At 67.1% G+C, this 17,213-nt stretch carries 16 protein-coding genes and 1 pseudogene; 4 read left to right on the top strand and 13 right to left on the bottom strand.

Annotation, left to right across the window (positions count from 1 at the left end; all coding sequences use genetic code 11):
* Nucleotides 1-88: 88 nt before the first annotated feature.
* The 12 genes and pseudogenes from AC5ZH6_RS11670 to AC5ZH6_RS11615 form a co-directional block, all read right to left on the bottom strand.
* On the bottom strand, nt 89-790 hold the full coding sequence (locus AC5ZH6_RS11670; protein ID WP_210739243.1) for an FHA domain-containing protein: 702 nt from the start codon (nt 788-790) through the stop codon (nt 89-91).
* 293 nt (nt 791-1,083) lie between these two features.
* A pseudogene (locus AC5ZH6_RS11665) lies at nt 1,084-1,929 on the bottom strand (PP2C family protein-serine/threonine phosphatase); the annotation flags it as partial.
* 94 nt (nt 1,930-2,023) lie between these two features.
* The gene (pdxS, locus tag AC5ZH6_RS11660; RefSeq protein ID WP_006370207.1) at nt 2,024-2,983 is read right to left on the bottom strand and encodes a pyridoxal 5'-phosphate synthase lyase subunit PdxS; all 960 of its coding nucleotides are present in this window, start codon (nt 2,981-2,983) and stop codon (nt 2,024-2,026) included.
* 131 nt (nt 2,984-3,114) lie between these two features.
* Entirely contained in the window at nt 3,115-3,654 is a 540-nt protein-coding gene (locus tag AC5ZH6_RS11655) for a LemA family protein (protein WP_014359880.1), read from the bottom strand.
* Nucleotides 3,655-3,678: 24 nt separating this feature from the next.
* Nucleotides 3,679-4,803, bottom strand: coding sequence for a glycosyltransferase family 4 protein (locus AC5ZH6_RS11650; protein WP_014359879.1), 1,125 nt, complete (start codon nt 4,801-4,803; stop codon nt 3,679-3,681).
* Nucleotides 4,800-5,735 carry a phosphatidylinositol mannoside acyltransferase gene (locus tag AC5ZH6_RS11645; protein ID WP_006370204.1) on the bottom strand — a complete coding sequence of 312 codons (936 nt, stop codon included), beginning with the start codon at nt 5,733-5,735 and terminating at the stop codon, nt 4,800-4,802. The genes AC5ZH6_RS11650 and AC5ZH6_RS11645 overlap by 4 nt, the downstream gene beginning before the upstream one ends.
* Before the next feature lie 14 nt (nt 5,736-5,749).
* A complete protein-coding gene (pgsA, locus tag AC5ZH6_RS11640; protein ID WP_496169042.1) occupies nt 5,750-6,436 on the bottom strand; it encodes a phosphatidylinositol phosphate synthase in 687 nt (228 codons plus the stop codon).
* Between the two features lie 28 nt (nt 6,437-6,464).
* Complete coding sequence (locus AC5ZH6_RS11635) at nt 6,465-7,073, bottom strand: ATP adenylyltransferase (RefSeq protein ID WP_211545062.1); 609 nt, start codon at nt 7,071-7,073, stop codon at nt 6,465-6,467.
* Entirely contained in the window at nt 7,066-9,135 is a 2,070-nt protein-coding gene (gene thrS, locus AC5ZH6_RS11630) for a threonine--tRNA ligase (protein ID WP_006370201.1), read from the bottom strand. The genes AC5ZH6_RS11635 and thrS overlap by 8 nt, the downstream gene beginning before the upstream one ends.
* Nucleotides 9,136-9,273: 138 nt before the next feature.
* On the bottom strand, nt 9,274-9,687 hold the full coding sequence (locus AC5ZH6_RS11625) for a TIGR02611 family protein (protein ID WP_211545064.1): 414 nt from the start codon (nt 9,685-9,687) through the stop codon (nt 9,274-9,276).
* On the bottom strand, nt 9,615-11,150 hold the full coding sequence (locus AC5ZH6_RS11620; RefSeq protein ID WP_249155062.1) for a glycosyltransferase 87 family protein: 1,536 nt from the start codon (nt 11,148-11,150) through the stop codon (nt 9,615-9,617). The genes AC5ZH6_RS11625 and AC5ZH6_RS11620 overlap by 73 nt, the downstream gene beginning before the upstream one ends.
* A 79-nt stretch (nt 11,151-11,229) precedes the next feature.
* Nucleotides 11,230-12,669 carry a carboxylesterase/lipase family protein gene (locus tag AC5ZH6_RS11615; RefSeq protein ID WP_211545068.1) on the bottom strand — a complete coding sequence of 480 codons (1,440 nt, stop codon included), beginning with the start codon at nt 12,667-12,669 and terminating at the stop codon, nt 11,230-11,232.
* A gap of 102 nt (nt 12,670-12,771) precedes the next feature.
* Between AC5ZH6_RS11615 and AC5ZH6_RS11610 the strand changes: the two genes are divergently transcribed.
* From AC5ZH6_RS11610 to AC5ZH6_RS11595, 4 genes are all read left to right on the top strand, one after another.
* Entirely contained in the window at nt 12,772-13,209 is a 438-nt protein-coding gene (locus AC5ZH6_RS11610; RefSeq protein ID WP_020171452.1) for a DUF1622 domain-containing protein, read from the top strand.
* 80 nt (nt 13,210-13,289) lie between these two features.
* A complete protein-coding gene (locus AC5ZH6_RS11605) occupies nt 13,290-14,177 on the top strand; it encodes a D-hexose-6-phosphate mutarotase (protein WP_211545070.1) in 888 nt (295 codons plus the stop codon).
* A gap of 179 nt (nt 14,178-14,356) precedes the next feature.
* Nucleotides 14,357-14,965: a recombinase family protein gene (locus AC5ZH6_RS11600; protein ID WP_006370195.1), complete on the top strand. Its 609-nt coding sequence runs from the start codon at nt 14,357-14,359 to the stop codon at nt 14,963-14,965.
* The gene (locus tag AC5ZH6_RS11595) at nt 14,962-15,225 is read left to right on the top strand and encodes a hypothetical protein (RefSeq protein WP_006370194.1); all 264 of its coding nucleotides are present in this window, start codon (nt 14,962-14,964) and stop codon (nt 15,223-15,225) included. The genes AC5ZH6_RS11600 and AC5ZH6_RS11595 overlap by 4 nt, the downstream gene beginning before the upstream one ends.
* 23 nt (nt 15,226-15,248) lie before the next feature.
* Here the strand turns inward: AC5ZH6_RS11595 and AC5ZH6_RS11590 are convergent, their stop codons facing one another.
* Nucleotides 15,249-16,481, bottom strand: a complete 1,233-nt coding sequence (locus tag AC5ZH6_RS11590; RefSeq protein ID WP_211545074.1) for a hypothetical protein — start codon at nt 16,479-16,481, stop codon at nt 15,249-15,251.
* Nucleotides 16,482-17,213: the final 732 nt, after the last annotated feature.

Raw genomic sequence — 17,213 nt, 5'->3', positions numbered from 1 at the left:
GTCAGAAGGGGTAATTTCGAGCCGGTGAGGAGTTGTTGCCACGACTACCCATGCGTCGTTCCCCAGGAAGGGGGAACGGGCCCCGACATCAGCTCGCGGCGTTGCGCGCGGCTTCGGCGTCGATCAGCGGGAGATCGTCGCGGGTGACGATGCGGGAGGCGACCGCGTACTCGACCAGACGGGCGCGGCGGTTGCTGGCGAGCTTGCCGCCCCCGGCGCGCATCCCGCTGACCCCGAGTTGATCGAGCTTGTCGCAGACGTTGTCGAGTTTGCGGTTGAACTTCGTCAGCGGCCACCCCAACCGGGCGGCCGCCTTCGCCGACGACGGGATCGCGCTGGCCCCGGTGCCCTCGCGGCGCAGGATCTCCTCCGCGAGCACGACGATGAGCAGTTTCTGGCTCTCGGTGAGCATCGGGACGCCCTGAGTGGTCCGGCCCCCGGCGAAGGACTGCTCGGTCACCGGGCGCACCTGTGGGGCCGTCGCGTAGACACTGAGTTCGTAGGTGGTCGGGCCCGCGGTGAACACGATCGTGGTCTCGCCGAAGACCAGCGGCATACGCGCACCCGGGCCGAGGGTCGCCGAGAACCCGACGTCGCCGGCCGACACGCTCGCCGACAGGTGGGTACCCAGGTTGGTGAGCCACCACAGTCCGTTTTCGTTGTGCAGCACCAGGAATCGGCGATGAAGGTAGGGGTTGTCGTCGACCGAGAGGTCGGCTTCGCGCCCGACGGTGAACCGTCGGTCGCCCATCAACGGATAGCGCTCACCGCAGTATTCGACGTAGGTCATCCCCGGGGGCACCGGAGTACTCCCCGAATGCTCCGACCCCGGATGGTCCGGTTCAGGAATCATTCATCCGACCCCGATCACTTCTCCGGCGTGGGCTCCGCGTCGCCCCCGTCGGTTGCGGTCCCGTCGGCCCTTGTTTCCGAGGCCACCGTTTCTTCGGCTTGTTCGGTCCCTGTGCCCTGGGCTTCTGCGTCCTGGGCTTCTGCGTCTTGGGTTCCTGTCTCCTCGACAGCCGGCCCGTCGATGGCGGTGCCATCGACCCCCGCGTCGTCCGCTTCAGCACCCTCGACATCAGCACCCTCGACCTCAGCACCGTCCGCGTCGCCGTTCACGGCGGGCATCCGGATGGTCGGGACCGATTCGTGGACCTCGACGACGATGACGGTCACGTTGTCGTGAGCGCCGAGTTCCAGTGCGGCGTCGACGAGTTCGTCCGCGGCGTCGACGACACCGTCGGCGTCACCGAGGATACGGGCGATCTCGTCGTCGGGTAGTTCTCCGGTCAAACCGTCCGAGCACATGAGCAGGATGTCGCCCGGCAACGCGACGGTGCTGAAGTAGTCGGCTACGGGCTCGATCATGCCCGCGCCGAGCGCTCGGGTGATCACGTTGCGGCGCGGATCGGTGCGGGCGTCCTCGGGGGTGAGGAACCCGGCGTCGATGAAGTCCTGGACCTGCGAGTGATCGCGGGTCAGCTGCTGCAGGGTGCCGTGCTGGAACCGGTAGGTGCGCGAGTCGCCGATGTTGAGGATCAGCCAGTGCGGCTCGCCCTCGACGGTGACCAGCACCGCACCGGTGGTCGTGGTTCCCGCGCGGCGTTCCGAGGAGGTCTCGATGTCGGAGATCCGGGCCTGTGCCTCGTCGAGGAGGTCGATGAGGGCCTTCTGCGTCTCGATCAGCTCGCCGGCACTCGTCGCCGCCGAGAGGGTCAGCAGCGCTGCCTCACTGGCGAGTTCTCCGCTGTCGTGTCCGCCCATGCCGTCGGCGAGCAGGTACTTGCCCGGCATGGCCAGTGCGGCGTCCTCGTTGGTCTCGCGCACCCGGCCGACGCTGCATCGCACCGCCCACTCCAGACGCAGATCCTCCACGAAGTGGGTGCCCGAGGTCGCCTCGTCGCGGACGATGCTCACCGAATCCATGGTCAGCAGATCCTACCGGCGAGACCTCGCCAGACAGCGTCTGACCACACCGGAAAACAGCCGTTTGGTCGACGGATACTCGCGGTCAGGACGGTCACCAACCTCGTTCGGCGAGGCGGTGCGGCGCCGGGATGTCGTCGACGTTGATCCCGACCATCGCCTCACCGAGTCCGCGCGAGACCTTCGCCAGCACGTCTGGGTCGTCGTGGAAAGTCGTCGCCTGCACGATCGCGGCCGCTCGCTGCGCCGGGTTACCGGACTTGAAGATGCCCGATCCGACGAACACGCCCTCGGCGCCGAGTTGCATCATCATCGCCGCATCCGCCGGGGTCGCGATGCCACCGGCGGTGAACAACGTGACGGGCAGCTTGCCCGCCTGCGCCACCTCGACGACCAGCTCGTAGGGCGCCTGCAGCTCCTTGGCGGCCACGTACAGCTCATCTTTCGGCAGCGAGGTGAGCCTGCGGATCTCGTCGCGGATCCTGCGCATGTGCGTCGTCGCGTTCGAGACGTCACCGGTCCCGGCTTCACCCTTGGACCGGATCATCGCCGCTCCCTCGGTGATACGACGCAGCGCCTCGCCGAGATTGGTGGCACCGCAGACGAACGGCACCGTGAACGCCCACTTGTCGATGTGGTTGGCGTAGTCGGCCGGGGTCAGCACCTCCGACTCGTCGACGTAGTCGACGCCGAGGCTCTGCAGGATCTGGGCCTCGACGAAATGACCGATACGGGCCTTGGCCATCACCGGGATCGAGACCGCGGCGATGATGCCGTCGATCATGTCCGGATCACTCATCCGCGAGACGCCACCCTGGGCGCGGATGTCGGCGGGCACACGCTCGAGCGCCATCACCGCGACCGCGCCGGCATCCTCGGCGATCTTGGCCTGATCGGGGGTGACCACGTCCATGATCACCCCGCCCTTGAGCATCTCGGCCATGCCCCGCTTCACCCGTGCGGTCCCCTGACCGGACTCGGGGGTGCCGTGGTGTCCGTTGATCGCGGACGTCGCATCAGACCCGGGGGTGGTCCCGGACTGGGGTTGGCTCACTGGAGGTCTCCTGATTCGCGGTTCTTCGAGGCTCGGCGATGGCGCAGCCCATCGGGCTGCGCAACGCGTCCCACCAGGATAGGTGAGGTGTCCGGCGCACTCGCCACACACCTCGGTTTGGCCGACTCCGGTCAGTCGGCGGTGCCGGGGGTCACCCGCTCGACGATCTCGAAGTACTCGGGTCGCTGTGCACGTCCACCGAGTCGCAGCAGCCGCACCAGGAACCGGTCGGCGAGACTGCGGGTGTCGCGGACGGCGTCGTTGTAGAACCGGCGGGCCATCATCACCCGGGTCTCGGCGTCGGCCAGTTCGGCGATCAGTCCGGGCGGGCGGACCGACGGATCGATCCGGCTCAGCGCCGTGGACAACGCGTTCTCGGCATCCTCACGCGAGGCGCGCGGAGCGTGTTCGGCGGCGTCGGCGCAAGCGGCGAGGTGCCGTGCGGCGGTGGCGATCTCCGGATCACCGGAGTCCTCCATCCATGCGGTGAGCACCCGCACCACCACGGTTCGGCGCTCCAGGGCCGCTTCCAGCGCCTGCCACGCGAGGTCGACGCGGACGTTGAGCCGGTCGAGCCGATTCGCGCGACTGTAGGCCCAGGCACCGATGATCACCAGGATCGCCACGATGATCACGACCACTACCGTCATCAACGCCGACATTTGCCCCATCCCCTCGATTCGCGCCGCATGACCTCAGTCCGACACCACGACCGGACCGGCACCGACGGTGACGGTCTCGTACACGCGCATGATCTGATCGGCGACCCGTGACCAGTCATAGCGGGCCGCGCGAGCACGTGCGGCCCGCACCAGGTCGGCGCGGGCCTCGTCATCGGCGAGTAGCTCGATCAAACCCGACGCGAGCTCGTCGGCCGCACCGACCGCGAACAGCCGCCCCGCCCGACCGTCGTCGAGCACCCGCCGGAACGCGTCGAGTTTGCTGGCGATCACCGCCGCACCGGCGGCCATGGCCTCGACGAGCACGATGCCGAAGCTCTCGCCGCCGAGGTTCGGCGCGCAGTAGACGTCGGCCGACGCCAGCGCGCGGGCCTTGGTGGCGTCGTCGACCTGACCGAGGAACACCAGGTGGTCGGCGAGATCCCCGGCGCGACGCCGCAGCGCTTTCTGATTGCCGCCGCCGACCACGAGGACCCGCAGGTCACCGAATCGCTCGACCACCGTGGGCAGTGCGCGCATGAGGATGTCGATGCCCTTGCGCGGCTCGTCGTAGCGACCGAGGAACAGCACCGTCCGCCCCGGCCACGGATAACCGTCGAGGGGCTCGGCGTCGGCGAACGATCCGACGTTGATGCCGTTGGGGATCTCCACCGCGTCGGAACCCAGCGACTCCATCTGCCATCGTCGTGCCAGTTCACTGACCGCGATCTTGCCCGAGATGCGCTCGTGATAGGGCCGCAGCATTCCTTGGAAAGTGCTGAGCCACAACGATTTCGACGTCGACGTGTGGAACGTCGTGACGATCGGGCCGGACGCCACCATCAGCGCCATCATCGATAGGCTCGGCGAATTCGGTTCGTGGACGTGCAACACGTCGAAGTGGTTGTCGGCGATCCAGCGTCGCAGTCGGCGATACCCGTTGGGACTGAAGTTCACCCGCGACACCGAGCCGTTGTAGGGGATCGCGAGCGCCGGGCCGCCGGAGACGACGTAGTCGGGTAGGTCCGTGTCACCGTCGGCCGGGGCGATCACACTGACATGGTGTCCGCGGTCGATGAACACCGCGGCGAGTTCGGCGACGTGTGCCTGCACTCCGCCGGGGACCGAGAACGAATACGGGCACACCATGCCGATCCTCATGTGCTCTCCCCGGTCCCGTGCACCCGATCACGTTGGCGCGCCGACCAGTCGGCCTCCCACAAGGGCTGCAGCATGTGCCAGTCGGCGGGGTGTGCGGCGATGTTCTCGGCAAAGGTGTCGGCGAGCGCCTGTGTCGCGGCCTCGACGCCGACGGATACGTCGATCTCGTTGCTGACGGTGATCTGCGAGCCGGGCGCGTCGGTGAACCAGTGGTGCACCGGCAACAAGCCGGCCCCGGTCTCGATGGCCAGCCGCGCCGAGCCCGCAGGCATGCGGGTGCGTTCGCCGAAGAAGGTGACCGGGACGCCGTGGCGCGCGATGTCGCGTTCGCCGAGCAGGCACACGATTCCGCCGGCGCGAAGGCGCTCGGCCAACAGACCGAACGGTGGTTGCTCGCCGCCGGAGAGCGGAAAGATCTCGAATCCCAACGACTCCCGGTAGTCGACGAACCGACGGAACAGCGATTCCGGTTTGAGTCGTTCGGCGACGGTGGCAAAACTCCCGCGGTTCTGCACCAGCCAGACGCCTGCCATGTCCCAGTTGCCCGAGTGCGGCAGCGCCAGCACCACACCCTTGCCGCGGTCGAGGGCCGCATCGAGTCGTGCCTGATCCGGGGGTGGGACGACGACGGTCTCGGCGGTGGCCGCCAGATCCTGTGCGGGCAGACGAAAGGCCTCGTACCAGTACCGCGCATAGGAGCGCATGGCATCGGCGACGAGGTCGTCGGGGACCTGGGCGCCGGTGGTGCCGAGGACCCGGGCGAGATTGCGGCGCAACTGCTCCGGTCCGCCGTTGCGGCGTCCGGCGAAGGCACCGGCCCGGTCGAAGGCGGCGCGCGCCGGTCCGTCCGGAGCATGGCGGACACCGGCCCACCCGGCCCGATAGCCGAGGTCGGCGGCACCCGCGCTCAGCCGCTCGAGCGCTGACCCCACCCTCGTCGACCCGCTCACCGCGCGTCCGCGCCGGGTTCGGTTCCTGCCCCGTCCGGCCCGTCGGCATCGGCGGCCGCCGCGGCCATCGGGATGAGTTCACGCGCACCGGGTGACGCCGCGATCGACCACATGCGCTGGCCGACGGTGATGACCGAGCCGACCGCGAGCAACCACATCGCGACGTGGATGGCCCACCACAGGCCCAAGCCGGTCAACCCGGCTCCGACGAGCACGATGATCAGCCGGTCGGGTCGTTCGATGAGACCGCCGTCGCCGTTGAGGCCTGCGGCTTCGGCACGAGCCTTCGCATACGAGATGACCTGCGAGGTCACCAAACAGATCAGGGTGGCGACGAAGAGCAGTTGATGCGGGTGGGTCCAGGCACACCACCAGGCCAGTCCGGCGAAGATCGCGCCGTCGGCGATCCGGTCGCAGGTCGCGTCGAGCACCGACCCGAACCGGGTGCCACCGCCACGGGCGCGCGCCATCGCACCGTCGAGCATGTCGAACATCACGAACAGCCAGATGACCATCGTGCCCCAGAACAACTGCCCCATCGGGAACAGCGTCAGCGCCGCGGCCACCGAGGCCACGGTGCCGATGAGCGTCATCATGTCGGGGCTGAGTCCGGTGCGCAGCAACGCGCGCCCGATGGGCAGCGTCACCTTCGACACCGACGCGCGGCCCCGGATGCTCAGCACCGATGCGCTCCTTCTCCCCGATCGGGATTCACCGCTCGCCCCGCCCCTCGCCGAGCCCTTGATCTGCACCGAACCGTTCCCACGCCTCCGCGAGGAGGTTACGGGTGTCTCGCAACAACTGCGGCATCACCTTCGCGCCGCCGACCACCGTGATGAAGTTCGCGTCACCGACCCAGCGCGGAACGATGTGCTGGTGCAGGTGTTCGGCCAACGATCCCCCCGCGGCGTAACCGAGATTCAAACCGACATTGAACGCGTTGGGATTCGAGACCGACTTGATGGTGCGAATCATCCGCTGCGTGAAGGCCATCAGCTCGGCCGACTCCCCCGGCGTCAACGCCTCCAGATCGGCGACCTGCCGATACGGCACGACCATTGTGTGACCGGGGTTATACGGGTACAGGTTGAGCACCGCGTACACGTGCTCACCGCGGGCGACGATCAACCCGTCCTCGTCGGTCATGGTCGGGATGTCGAGGAAGGGATGCCCGGTGGATTTGGTCGCGGGCGGGTCGGCGGTGATGTAGGTCATCCGGTGCGGACTCCACAACCGCTGCAACCGATCCGGATCACCGGTGCCGCAGTCCCGGATCTGCTCGTCGGCGCCCTGCTCGCCGGCGCCCTGCTCGTCAGCCATCGTGGTCCCCACCCGCCCCGGCGGCGATGAGCTCACTGGTCGGCGAATCGTTGCGGCGGGCGGCGATCCACTCGGCGATCGTCTCGACCGCCTGTGCCGTGGGTACCCCGTTGACCTGGGTTCCGTCGCGGAAGCGGAAGCTCACCGCGCCTGCGGCGACGTCGCGTTCGCCCGCGAGCAGCATGAACGGCACCTTTCCGGTGGTGTGGGTGCGGATCTTCTTCTGCATGCGGTCGTCAGAATAGTCGACCTCCGCGCGGATTCCGCGTTTCTTGAGGTCGTCGACGACGCCCTGTAGATGGTCGGCGAAGGTGTCGGCGACCGGGATGCCGACCACCTGTACCGGCGACAACCACGCCGGGAACGCACCGGCGTAGTGCTCGGTCAGTACGCCGAAGAAGCGTTCGATCGAGCCGAACAACGCCCGGTGGATCATCACGGGCTGGTGTTTGGCGCCGTCGCCGCCGGTGAATTCGAGGTCGAACCGGGCTGGCTGGTTGAAGTCGAGCTGGATGGTCGACATCTGCCAGTTGCGGCCCAGCGCGTCCTTGACCTGCACGGAGATCTTCGGGCCGTAGAACGCGGCGCCGCCCGGGTCGGGTACGAGGTCCAGCCCGGACTCGCGCGCCACCTCGGCGAGGGTGTTGGTCGCGATCTCCCACGATTCGTCGTCGCCCACGTACTTCTTGGGGTCCTTGGTCGAGAGCTCGAGGTAGTAGTCGTCGAGCCCGTAGTCGGCCAACAGGTCCAGGACGAAGGTCAGCAGCGACCGCAGCTCGTCGCGCATCTGCTCGCGCGTGCAGTAGATGTGCGCATCGTCCTGCGTCATCCCGCGCACACGGGTGAGCCCGTGCACCACGCCGGACTTCTCGTATCGGTAGACCGAGCCGAATTCGAAGAGCCGCAACGGCAATTCGCGATACGAGCGGCCGCGGGACCGGAAGATCAGGTTGTGCATCGGGCAGTTCATCGGCTTGAGGTAGTAGTCCTGCGCCGGTTTGCGCACCGTGCCGTCGTCGTTGAACTCGGCGTCGAGTTGCATCGGCGGGAACATGCCGTCGGCGTACCACTCGAGGTGCCCGGACACCTCGTAGAGATGCGATTTGGTGATGTGCGGGGTGTTGACGAACTCGTAGCCCTCTTCGGTGTGGCGCTTGCGTGAATAGTCCTCGAGTTCCTTGCGGATGATCCCGCCCTTGGGGTGGAAGACGGGCAGGCCGGAACCGAGTTCGTCGGGGAAACTGAACAGGTCGAGTTCGGCGCCGAGCTTGCGGTGATCGCGCTTCTCGGCCTCGGCGAGCAACTCCAGGTACGCGTCCTGCGCCTCCGCCGATTCCCAGGCGGTGCCGTAGATGCGCTGCAGATCGGCGTTGTCCTGATCGCCGCGCCAGTAGGCCGCCGAGCTGCGGGTGAGCTTGAACGCCGCGATGTACTTGGTGGTCGGCACGTGCGGACCACGGCACAGGTCGCACCAGATGCGTTCTCCGGTGCGGGGATTGAGGTTGTCGTAGGCGGTGAGTTCGGCGCCGCCGACCTCCATCACCTCGCTGTCGGCGGCCGCGCCCTTGTCATCGATGAGTTCGAGCTTGAACGGCTCATTCGCCAGCTCCATCCGGGCCTCGTCCTTGGAGGCATAGACCCGACGCGAAAACCGTTGGCCCGACTTGATGATCTGCTTCATCTTCTTCTCGAGGGCGGCGAGATCCTCGGGGGTGAACGGCTCGGTGACGTCGAAGTCGTAGTAGAAGCCGTCCTTGATGGGCGGGCCGATGCCGAGCTTGGCGTCGGGGAACAGTTCCTGCACGGCCTGCGCGAGGACGTGGGCGGTCGAGTGCCGGATCACGCTGCGACCGGCCTCGGTGTCGGCGGCCACGGGCTCGACGTCGGTGTCGAGTTCCGGGGTCCAGGACAGATCGCGCAGGTCGCCGGCCGCATCGCGGACGACGACGATCGCCTGCGGCCCCTTGTTGGGCAGATCGTGCTCACGCAGCGCGGTGCCCGCGGTGGTCCCAGCAGGCACACGGATCGTGGCTGGGTGACTCACCTTGAGATCGTCGGGCACGGCGAACGCTCCTCACACATGTGGCGGCACCGGTCGCCGGTGCCGCCGAATTTTCGATTTCGTGGTCGATCGTATCCGCGCCGGGTACGCGGGAGTGCCACAGGAGTGCCACAGGAGTGCCACAGGTCGGGTCGCGCGTCACAGGATCGGGCTCTGGGCCCAGTCGGCGTGGACGTCGAACCATCCCGCGACCGTTCCGAACACGCCGAGCACCCACAGTGAGGCGAGTACCACCACGCACGTGGCCAACCCGAACATCCCCTGCACCGACCAGTGCCGGCGCTTCATCCATTCCATCCACGCGTCGTAGCGCCCGCGGGCGAAGCGCAGCAGCCGGTGCGCCCACTCGAACTCCGATGCGAGGATGCCCAGACCGAGGAAAACGATGAGCCAACCGGGTCCGGGGTACGGGATGGCGACGATGCCGCCGGCGAGAACGATCGCGCCGAGGACGCCGACGCCGATCCGGTAGGTCAGATTCAGTCGGGGGTCGCTCCGGACGATGTAGCGGCGTTGCCGTCCCCAGATGCGAAGTCGTTCCCACGCCCGCACTGTCGGCTCCCGTCCTGCTCTGGTCGATCCCGGTTGTCGGTTCGATCCGTGTGATCGCCGGACTCGTCGTCGTCCGGCGTGCCGCCAGGATACCGATCGATGTCGGGTTCGTCGGATACCGAGCGTCGGGAGAGGCCGACGACAAGCGTCATCGCAATGGTGACGAGCAGCACCGCGACGTAGGCACCCGAATAGAAGACGACGGCCGCACCGTCATACCAGTGCACGTTCGGCCAGCGCGGCATCATGAACACGCCGATCGCGATGGCGTGATCGGAACTCTGATAGCGCCCGCTGGTCCACCAGTTGTACGACCAGGCGAACGTGGCGAGAACCAATGCGACCGGCAGGACCCACCACCACAGCCGCCGGCGGTCGGCGAGCGTGCCGCGGTAGGCCACATCGATCGCGACGATCAGCAACGGCACGAACCACACCCAGTGGTGGCCCCACGAGAACGGCGATGCCGCCGCCGCGGTCATGCCGGTGATTGTCACCGACAACAACCGCCAGCCCCGGCGATAGGCGATGACCGCTGCGCACAGGCCCGCCACCACGACCACCGCGGCGACCGGCACCCACATCCACGTGGGTGCCTCGAACACGGTCCCGCCGTCGGCATACGGGTGACGGAAGGAGGTCGCACCGAAATAGGCGAGCAACTGCGAGATGAAGCCGTTGATCGACTGGTTGGCCGGTGAATCGACCCGACCCACCCGGTCGGCCGCCCCGAGGTAGGTGGTCCAGTAGTCGCGGGAGTCGCCCGGAATGACGACGAAGGCAACGACGATGGTCACCAGGAAGCCCACGACCACCCCGATCGCGGCGCGCCAGCGACGCAGAGCGAGCAGATAGAGAACGAAGAACCCAGGGGTGAGCTTGATCCCCGCGGCGATGCCGACCCAGAACCCCCGGACGCGAGAGTTCGGGCGGTTCAGGTCACAGAAGACGAGGTCGGCGAGGATCAGGAACATCAGGAACACGTTGATCTGGCCGAGCCAGATCGTCGTGCGGACCGGCTCGAGCGCGGTGACGGCGATGGCCAGCAGCACCGACAACGTCCACAGTCGTGCGTCGGCACGGTAGCCGAGACTGCGGAACCCGAGGAGCACGGTGATCACCAGCACGACGCCGATTGCCGCCCACCACAACAGTTTTGCGGTGACGAATCCGACGAGGGACAGCGGCGCGAAGAGCACCGCGGCGAACGGCGGATAGGTGAAGTCCAGGTCGGCGATCAGCGAGTGGTGATACAGCGGCGCCGCGGTGAGCACGGTGTGGCCGCCCGCGCGATAGACCCGCAGGTCCACGCCGTTGTGCAACAAGCCGTAGAACGGATTGTGCATCGGGATGACGGTGATCTGCCAGACGAACACCGCGATGGCCGCAATCGCGGCAAGACCGACCAGTCCCCACCCGACGGAGCGGGGTTGCCGCCCGACGAGGGTCGCGCTGCTCGGCATGGGTAACACCGTACGACGATCCTGGGCCGATCAGAGGACTGCGTGGCCGACACGCCGAGGATGTGGGCGGGTTACGTGGTCAGTCGAAACGGCGGATCTCGCCGCCGGCGGCGTACGGGGACCATCCGGGATCGCCCGAGGTGGCGAACCGTACCCACGTGGCGTGCATGTCGTCGGCGATCCGCTGGTCGGGTTCGGGGCCCACGAGCGCGTGCGCCTCGTCGAGGTGATCGAAGACGAATGGGATCTCGACCGCATGCCCGGCGCGGATGTCCCCCTGCGGGCTCTCGTATCCGAACTCGTAGAGATGGGTGGCGGCCCGCTCTCCCTGAGCACTACCGCGCACCTCGGCGATCGTGGTGGTCGGCCCGGAGAACGCGGCGCGGCTCAGGGCCTCGCTCAGCGCGTCGCCGGGGCTGACACCCGCGTCGAGTCGGTTCCGCAGGAACTCGGCACCACCGTCGGTCGAGCTGAGCATCGCCGCCGCCCCCTCCTCCGTGACCGCAGACGCCCCACCGGTGGCCACCATGAAGAACCGGAACTCGTCGGCGTTCCAGCCGGCCAGCAACGGCACCGAGGCGCCTGCGCCGGCCCCGATGGCGTCGACCGGCCGCGCGGTGAGCACGTCGCCGTCGATCACCGGGAACTGCGACATGATGCCGAGGCCGACCTTCACGATCGACTCACCCCACACCTGCGGATCGGGGGCCAGCATGAGTTCGAGTGCGACCTGGGTCTGCGCTTTCAGCAGTTCGTCGCCGGAGACCTGACCGAGCGCGTCGGCGGTGGCGTCCACGCGCAGCAGCGCCGCGAGCCGGTCGGTGACCTTGCGCGCATCGGCGGGGTCGGCGGCCGCATTGCCGTTGCCGCTCTCCATGATCGCCCGTCCGAACAATCCGTCCGCCCGTGGCGAGGACAGCAGCGAGGCGACGCTCATGGCGCCGGCGGACTCGCCGAAGACGGTGATGTTGTCGGGGTCGCCGCCGAATGCGGAGATGTTCTCGCGCACCCACCGCAGCGCGGCGATCTGATCGAGCAGCCCGCGGTTCTCCGGAGCGCCCGCGACCGAGGCGAATCCCGGTGTGCCGAGCCGGTAATTGATGCCGACGCAGACGACGCCATCGCGGGCGAAGGTGTCCCCGGCGTACATCGTGATCCGGTTGGAACCACGGGTGAAAGCACCCCCATGAATCCACACCATCACCGGCAGCCCGGCCCCGCCCGGGTCCGGGGTCCAGACGTTGAGGTTCAGGTAGTCGTCGCCGTCGACGATGACGTTGTCGAGGAGCGCGGCGATCGGTGCGGGGTACGGTGCCTGCGGTGCGGTCGGGCCGTAGGCGGTGGCGTCCCGAACGCCGTCCCACGACGGTGCAGGCTTGGGTGCGGCAAACGCATCGGGCCCGACCGGCGGTGCGGCGTAAGGGATTCCGAGGAATGCGGAGATCCCATCGGTGGTGCTGCCGGAGACTGCGCCGCCGGCGATCGAGACGACGGGGGCGTGAACATCAGCGCGGGTCATACCCGCCGACGCTACGCCCATGTCCGGGGTCGGCTCGGCAGAACCGCATTCGCGATACCGATGCGCTGGTGAGTGCCCGGACGCTGGCACTACTCTCCAGAAATGGACATCGAGAGGGTCTTCTCGGGAGTCGCGGTCACCCTCGAGGTGATCGGCGCGGTGGCGATGATCGCCGGGTTCGTGGTGGCGGTGGTCCTCAGTGTCCGATCGTTGCGGCGCGACGAGGGTGGTGCCGCCGCGTTCGCCACCCTGCGCAATACCCTCGGTTCGGCGATCCTGCTCGGCCTCGAGATCCTCGTGGCCGCCGATCTGATCCGCACCATCACGTCCAAGCCGTCGATCATCGACGCCCTGATCCTCGGCATCGTGGTGCTGATCCGGACGATCCTGTCGATGTCGATCCAGATCGAGATCGAGGGCGTGTTGCCTTGGCGGCGTGCGCTTCTCACCAGTGGTGGCCAGTTGATGGGACATGCCGTCGCCGCGGATGTGCGCGCATCACGGGCGCATGCGGCGCGGGCGGATGAACCGGGGCCGTGACGAGGTGCGGCGCGGTCTCGGGTCTGTGATCGTGCACCGAGCAACGGGCGCCATGGTGACAGGCGTGCGACGCTGATCCGGTGACGACATCGGGTGACGACGCAATGCAGCACTCCCACGGGGTCCGCAGGGGCACCGTTCACGGGCTCGACGCCCACCTCATCGAGACGCCGCACGCGCAGGCGGCGATCTCGGTGTTCGGCGGGCAGGTCGTGTCGTTCCGGCCTTACGGGTCGGCTCACGACGCGGTGTGGGTGTCCCCGGTGTTGGCCGATCTGCCGACGCCCATCCGCGGCGGAATCCCGGTCTGCTGGCCCTACTTCGCTCGCGAGGGCCAGACCGGCGACGTTCCCTCGCACGGTTACGCGCGCACCGCACGATGGGCCATCACCGGAGCGGTGGTCACCGAGACCGGCGAAGTCGAGATCTCGTTGGCACCAGAGGGACTCGACCAGCTCGAGTTGCGCCTGTCGATGACCGTGCGGGTCGGCGCTACGTTGGAGCAGGGTATTCACACCCACAACCCGGGCACGGCGCCTGCGCGGCTCACCGAGGCTCTGCACAACTACTTTCGCGTCTCCGATGTCGCTGATGTCCGCGTCGAGGGGTTGGCCGGGCTGACCTATGCCGACAAGTTCGACGGCGGCGCGATCCATCCGCAGCACGGCGAATGGACGTTGCCGAGTTCCCCTGCGCGCAGCGACCGCCTGTACCCGGGGGCGGGCGGCACCTACCGGATCGTCGACCCCGGCTTCGGTCGGGTGATCGAGATCCGTGGACGCCGGGCGCGCACGGCCGTCGTCTGGAATCCCGGTGCGAACGTCGCCGCGGGCATGGCCGATGTCGGTCCGCACTGGCGCGAGTTCGTGTGCGTCGAGACGGCCAATGCCGGCCCCGACGTCGTCGAGGTTCCCGCCGGGGCCACCCACTCCATGTGGCAGACCATCTCCGTCACGCCCGTCTCATAACTCCGGGTATCGAATCTCGTAAGTCTCATAATCTACCGGTGCGCGTCATGCTGGGCCGTGTCCGTAAAACATTGTCTTAGAAGACCGATCCGGCGTAGAACCAGCTGACGCCTCTGCGGTCTCATATCTCACTGCGTGTCTCGTCTCGGTAACTCGTCTTTTGAGATAGCCTCGTCGGCATGCCCACCACCGATCCGGGAGCGCAACCCGGGATGCTCCTCGGTTACGCGCGGGAGAGTTCGGATTCCCCTGCACTCGATGAGCAGATCGATCTGCTCATCGACAACGGCGTCGACCCGGAGCGCGTGTACTCCGACCATTCGCGCCACGACTCCCCCACCGCACACCGCCCGGGGCTCGACGCGCTGCTCGGCTACGCCCGCCCCGGTGACACCGTCGTGGTCGTCGGGATGGATCGGCTCGGACGCAGCACACCCGAGTTGCTGTCGACCGTGCGCACCCTCGACGATCGCAACATCGGGGTTCGCTCGATTCGCGAGCGATTGCGTACCGACGACGACGTCGGAGCGACACTCGTCGGCGTCCTCGCCTCACTGGCGGTGGTGAACGACGAGGCCGCCCGAACACGCCAACGAACCCAACCCAGGCCGACCCGACACAGCGGCAGCTCCCCGCTCGGACGCCCCCGTGTGCTGACCGACGAACAGGTCGAACTCGCACAACGCATGCGGGACAACGGGGATCCCGTTCCGACCATTGCCACGACCCTCGGGGTCAGCCGCGCCACCCTGTACCGAACTCTCGCCGAGAAGAGGACCACTCGATGACCACCAGCAACTCCCGCGTACTCGCCTTCCCGACCGCCATTCCGCCGGAGTCGGCGATCAGCGACCCGACCCTCGACGAGGCGGAATTCCAGCGCGGATACGACGAGGCATCGGACTACCTCGCGTCCTTGCCGCGTGCCTGGGCCGCCAACCACGCGACGGCGGCTTTGGCCGCCGGTGAGATCCCCCAGATCACGCAAAGCTACGAACGCGGTTATCGCGCAGCGCTATACGGTTACAGTCGGCATCCGCGGCGCTGAGTTGCACACCGGCCGCGGAACCGTCACGAAGCAAGCGTGTACCGCAAGATCACCCGATACCGATACATGCCATCGACGATCACGTTCTGAATGCGGGTCAGAGTGGCGCCTTCGCGAACGAGTTCTTCGACGATCTCGGTGTCCCCATCGCATCGGCGGGCCGTCGGCGGGTACCCGGATTCCTCGTAGTCCAGCATGTAGTCGCGGCCGTCCTCCGTCCCGATAAAGCCATGAAACGTGTAGCCCAGTCCTTCGAGCGCCCCCTCTACGGACCAGAAGGGGATCTTGGGGTCGGTGCCGTCGGCGAGTTCGTAGAACGAACCGTCGGGCCGAATCGTCAGCTCGACGGCGAACGGCGCCTCGATGGGAGCTGTCGAACTGCGCACCGCGCTGTCGGGATCGGGCCGTCCGTCGAGCCATTGATCGTTCGCGTCCTCGGCAAGGTCATCGTTCCAGTCGAGTTCGAGTGCTTCGACGGTCTGCAGGCGCCATCGTCCGACGAGATCCTGGGTCGACTCGCCAGTGCTGTGCGAAGGTGGATACACCTCCTGCGCTTCCAAGCATTCGACCCTGACACGTACCGGTTGGACGTCGTTGCCGGCCCCTTCGGGCCAAATCCGGATGTCGCCGGCGACACCCGGTCCGTTGTCGAGGATCAGATAACGGTTGTTACCCCACGGCGTGACACTCGGGGCAACGGTGACCTCGATTCCCTCCGCGGTCACCGCGGACGTGCGCAATCGTGCGAGCGCACCGGGCCGCACCACATGCTCGACGGTCAGCGGCTCCCACCGGGAATCCGGTTGCGCCACAACTTCTCCGAACAGATCGGCCAGGTAGGCGTCACGTCCGTCACTCAACCACACACACCATCGCCAGACGGCGGGTCCGGTGACGACGGCGCAGCGAGCTGTGCCGGTGGCCCTGTCCGCGCACACGATGATTGCTGCCGGGAAATTCTCCGCGTCGATGCCTGCATGCGCCTCGTCGACAACATCGTCGACCACCTGCGGTAGTTCGACATCGGGACTCTTCCATTCACCGTCGACACGGATGTTCGCGCTCATGGAACGGCTGCCCGGGGCGAGGCAGCTGACGATGTAGGCGAACTTGTCCCAGCCTTCGTCGATGGTTGCGGGCGCATCGGCTTCTTGAGCCCTACGACGCCCCCAGCGAACAACATTCGGCCACGGCGCGAACACCGCCGCAGCCACCTCGTTGGGCAGATCCTGCCATAGGGTTTCATTGACGAGCATGCGCTGACCTCAATCTTTCCGGAAACTTCGCGTCGTGAACGACGAAAGATGTTCAGACATCTGATGATCGGACTTCCACGCATCGAGCCACCCCGGTCCGAACACCCCCGTTCAGGTCGGTCAGCTTATGTCGTGGTCTCCGCGATGTCAGAGGGCGCGCCGGAGATGCCGGACTGTCGTCATTCGGAGAGCGGACCGCAAAACACACAGATCAGGCATAGGGTCGTCGGACGGTCTACGCCGAGTGTGAGGACCGGCATTCCGACATCGTCAAGGTCCCCCGGGCCCACCGCCCGACCCTCATAAAGCTCGAGGTGGCTGCAGTCGAGAAGTGTCTGGCCGTCGTTTCGAGGGCTATCTGAGCTTTGTTATTCGACTCGGATGGGGCGGCCTGAACGAAGCCGCGATCGACGAGCTGCGTACACCACTATCCGCATGAACCGAGTACCGCGTGACCGCCCCCGTGTGCCGAACTGATGCCCCGACGACCACAGATCGACCGAGGCCAACGTCGCCTACTTTCACGAACGTTTGGACCGAACAAATCCAATGGCACACGAGACAAAAGGGACCAACACACATGGCAGGTTGGTAAAGATTCCACCCCTGCCACCGCCAGCTGCAGCGGTTGCGCAGAGTGCAATCGCGAAACTGACTGCGAAAGAACAGGGTTGGCTGCAGCGAGCATGGTGTGTCATCGGCACGGTGGGCGCGGCCGGGGTGTTCGAGGCT

This window comes from Gordonia sp. YC-XJ4 (genome assembly GCF_059511865.1).
Note: the sequence above shows the minus strand (reverse complement) of the source record. Positions and strands in the feature narration are given on the sequence as shown.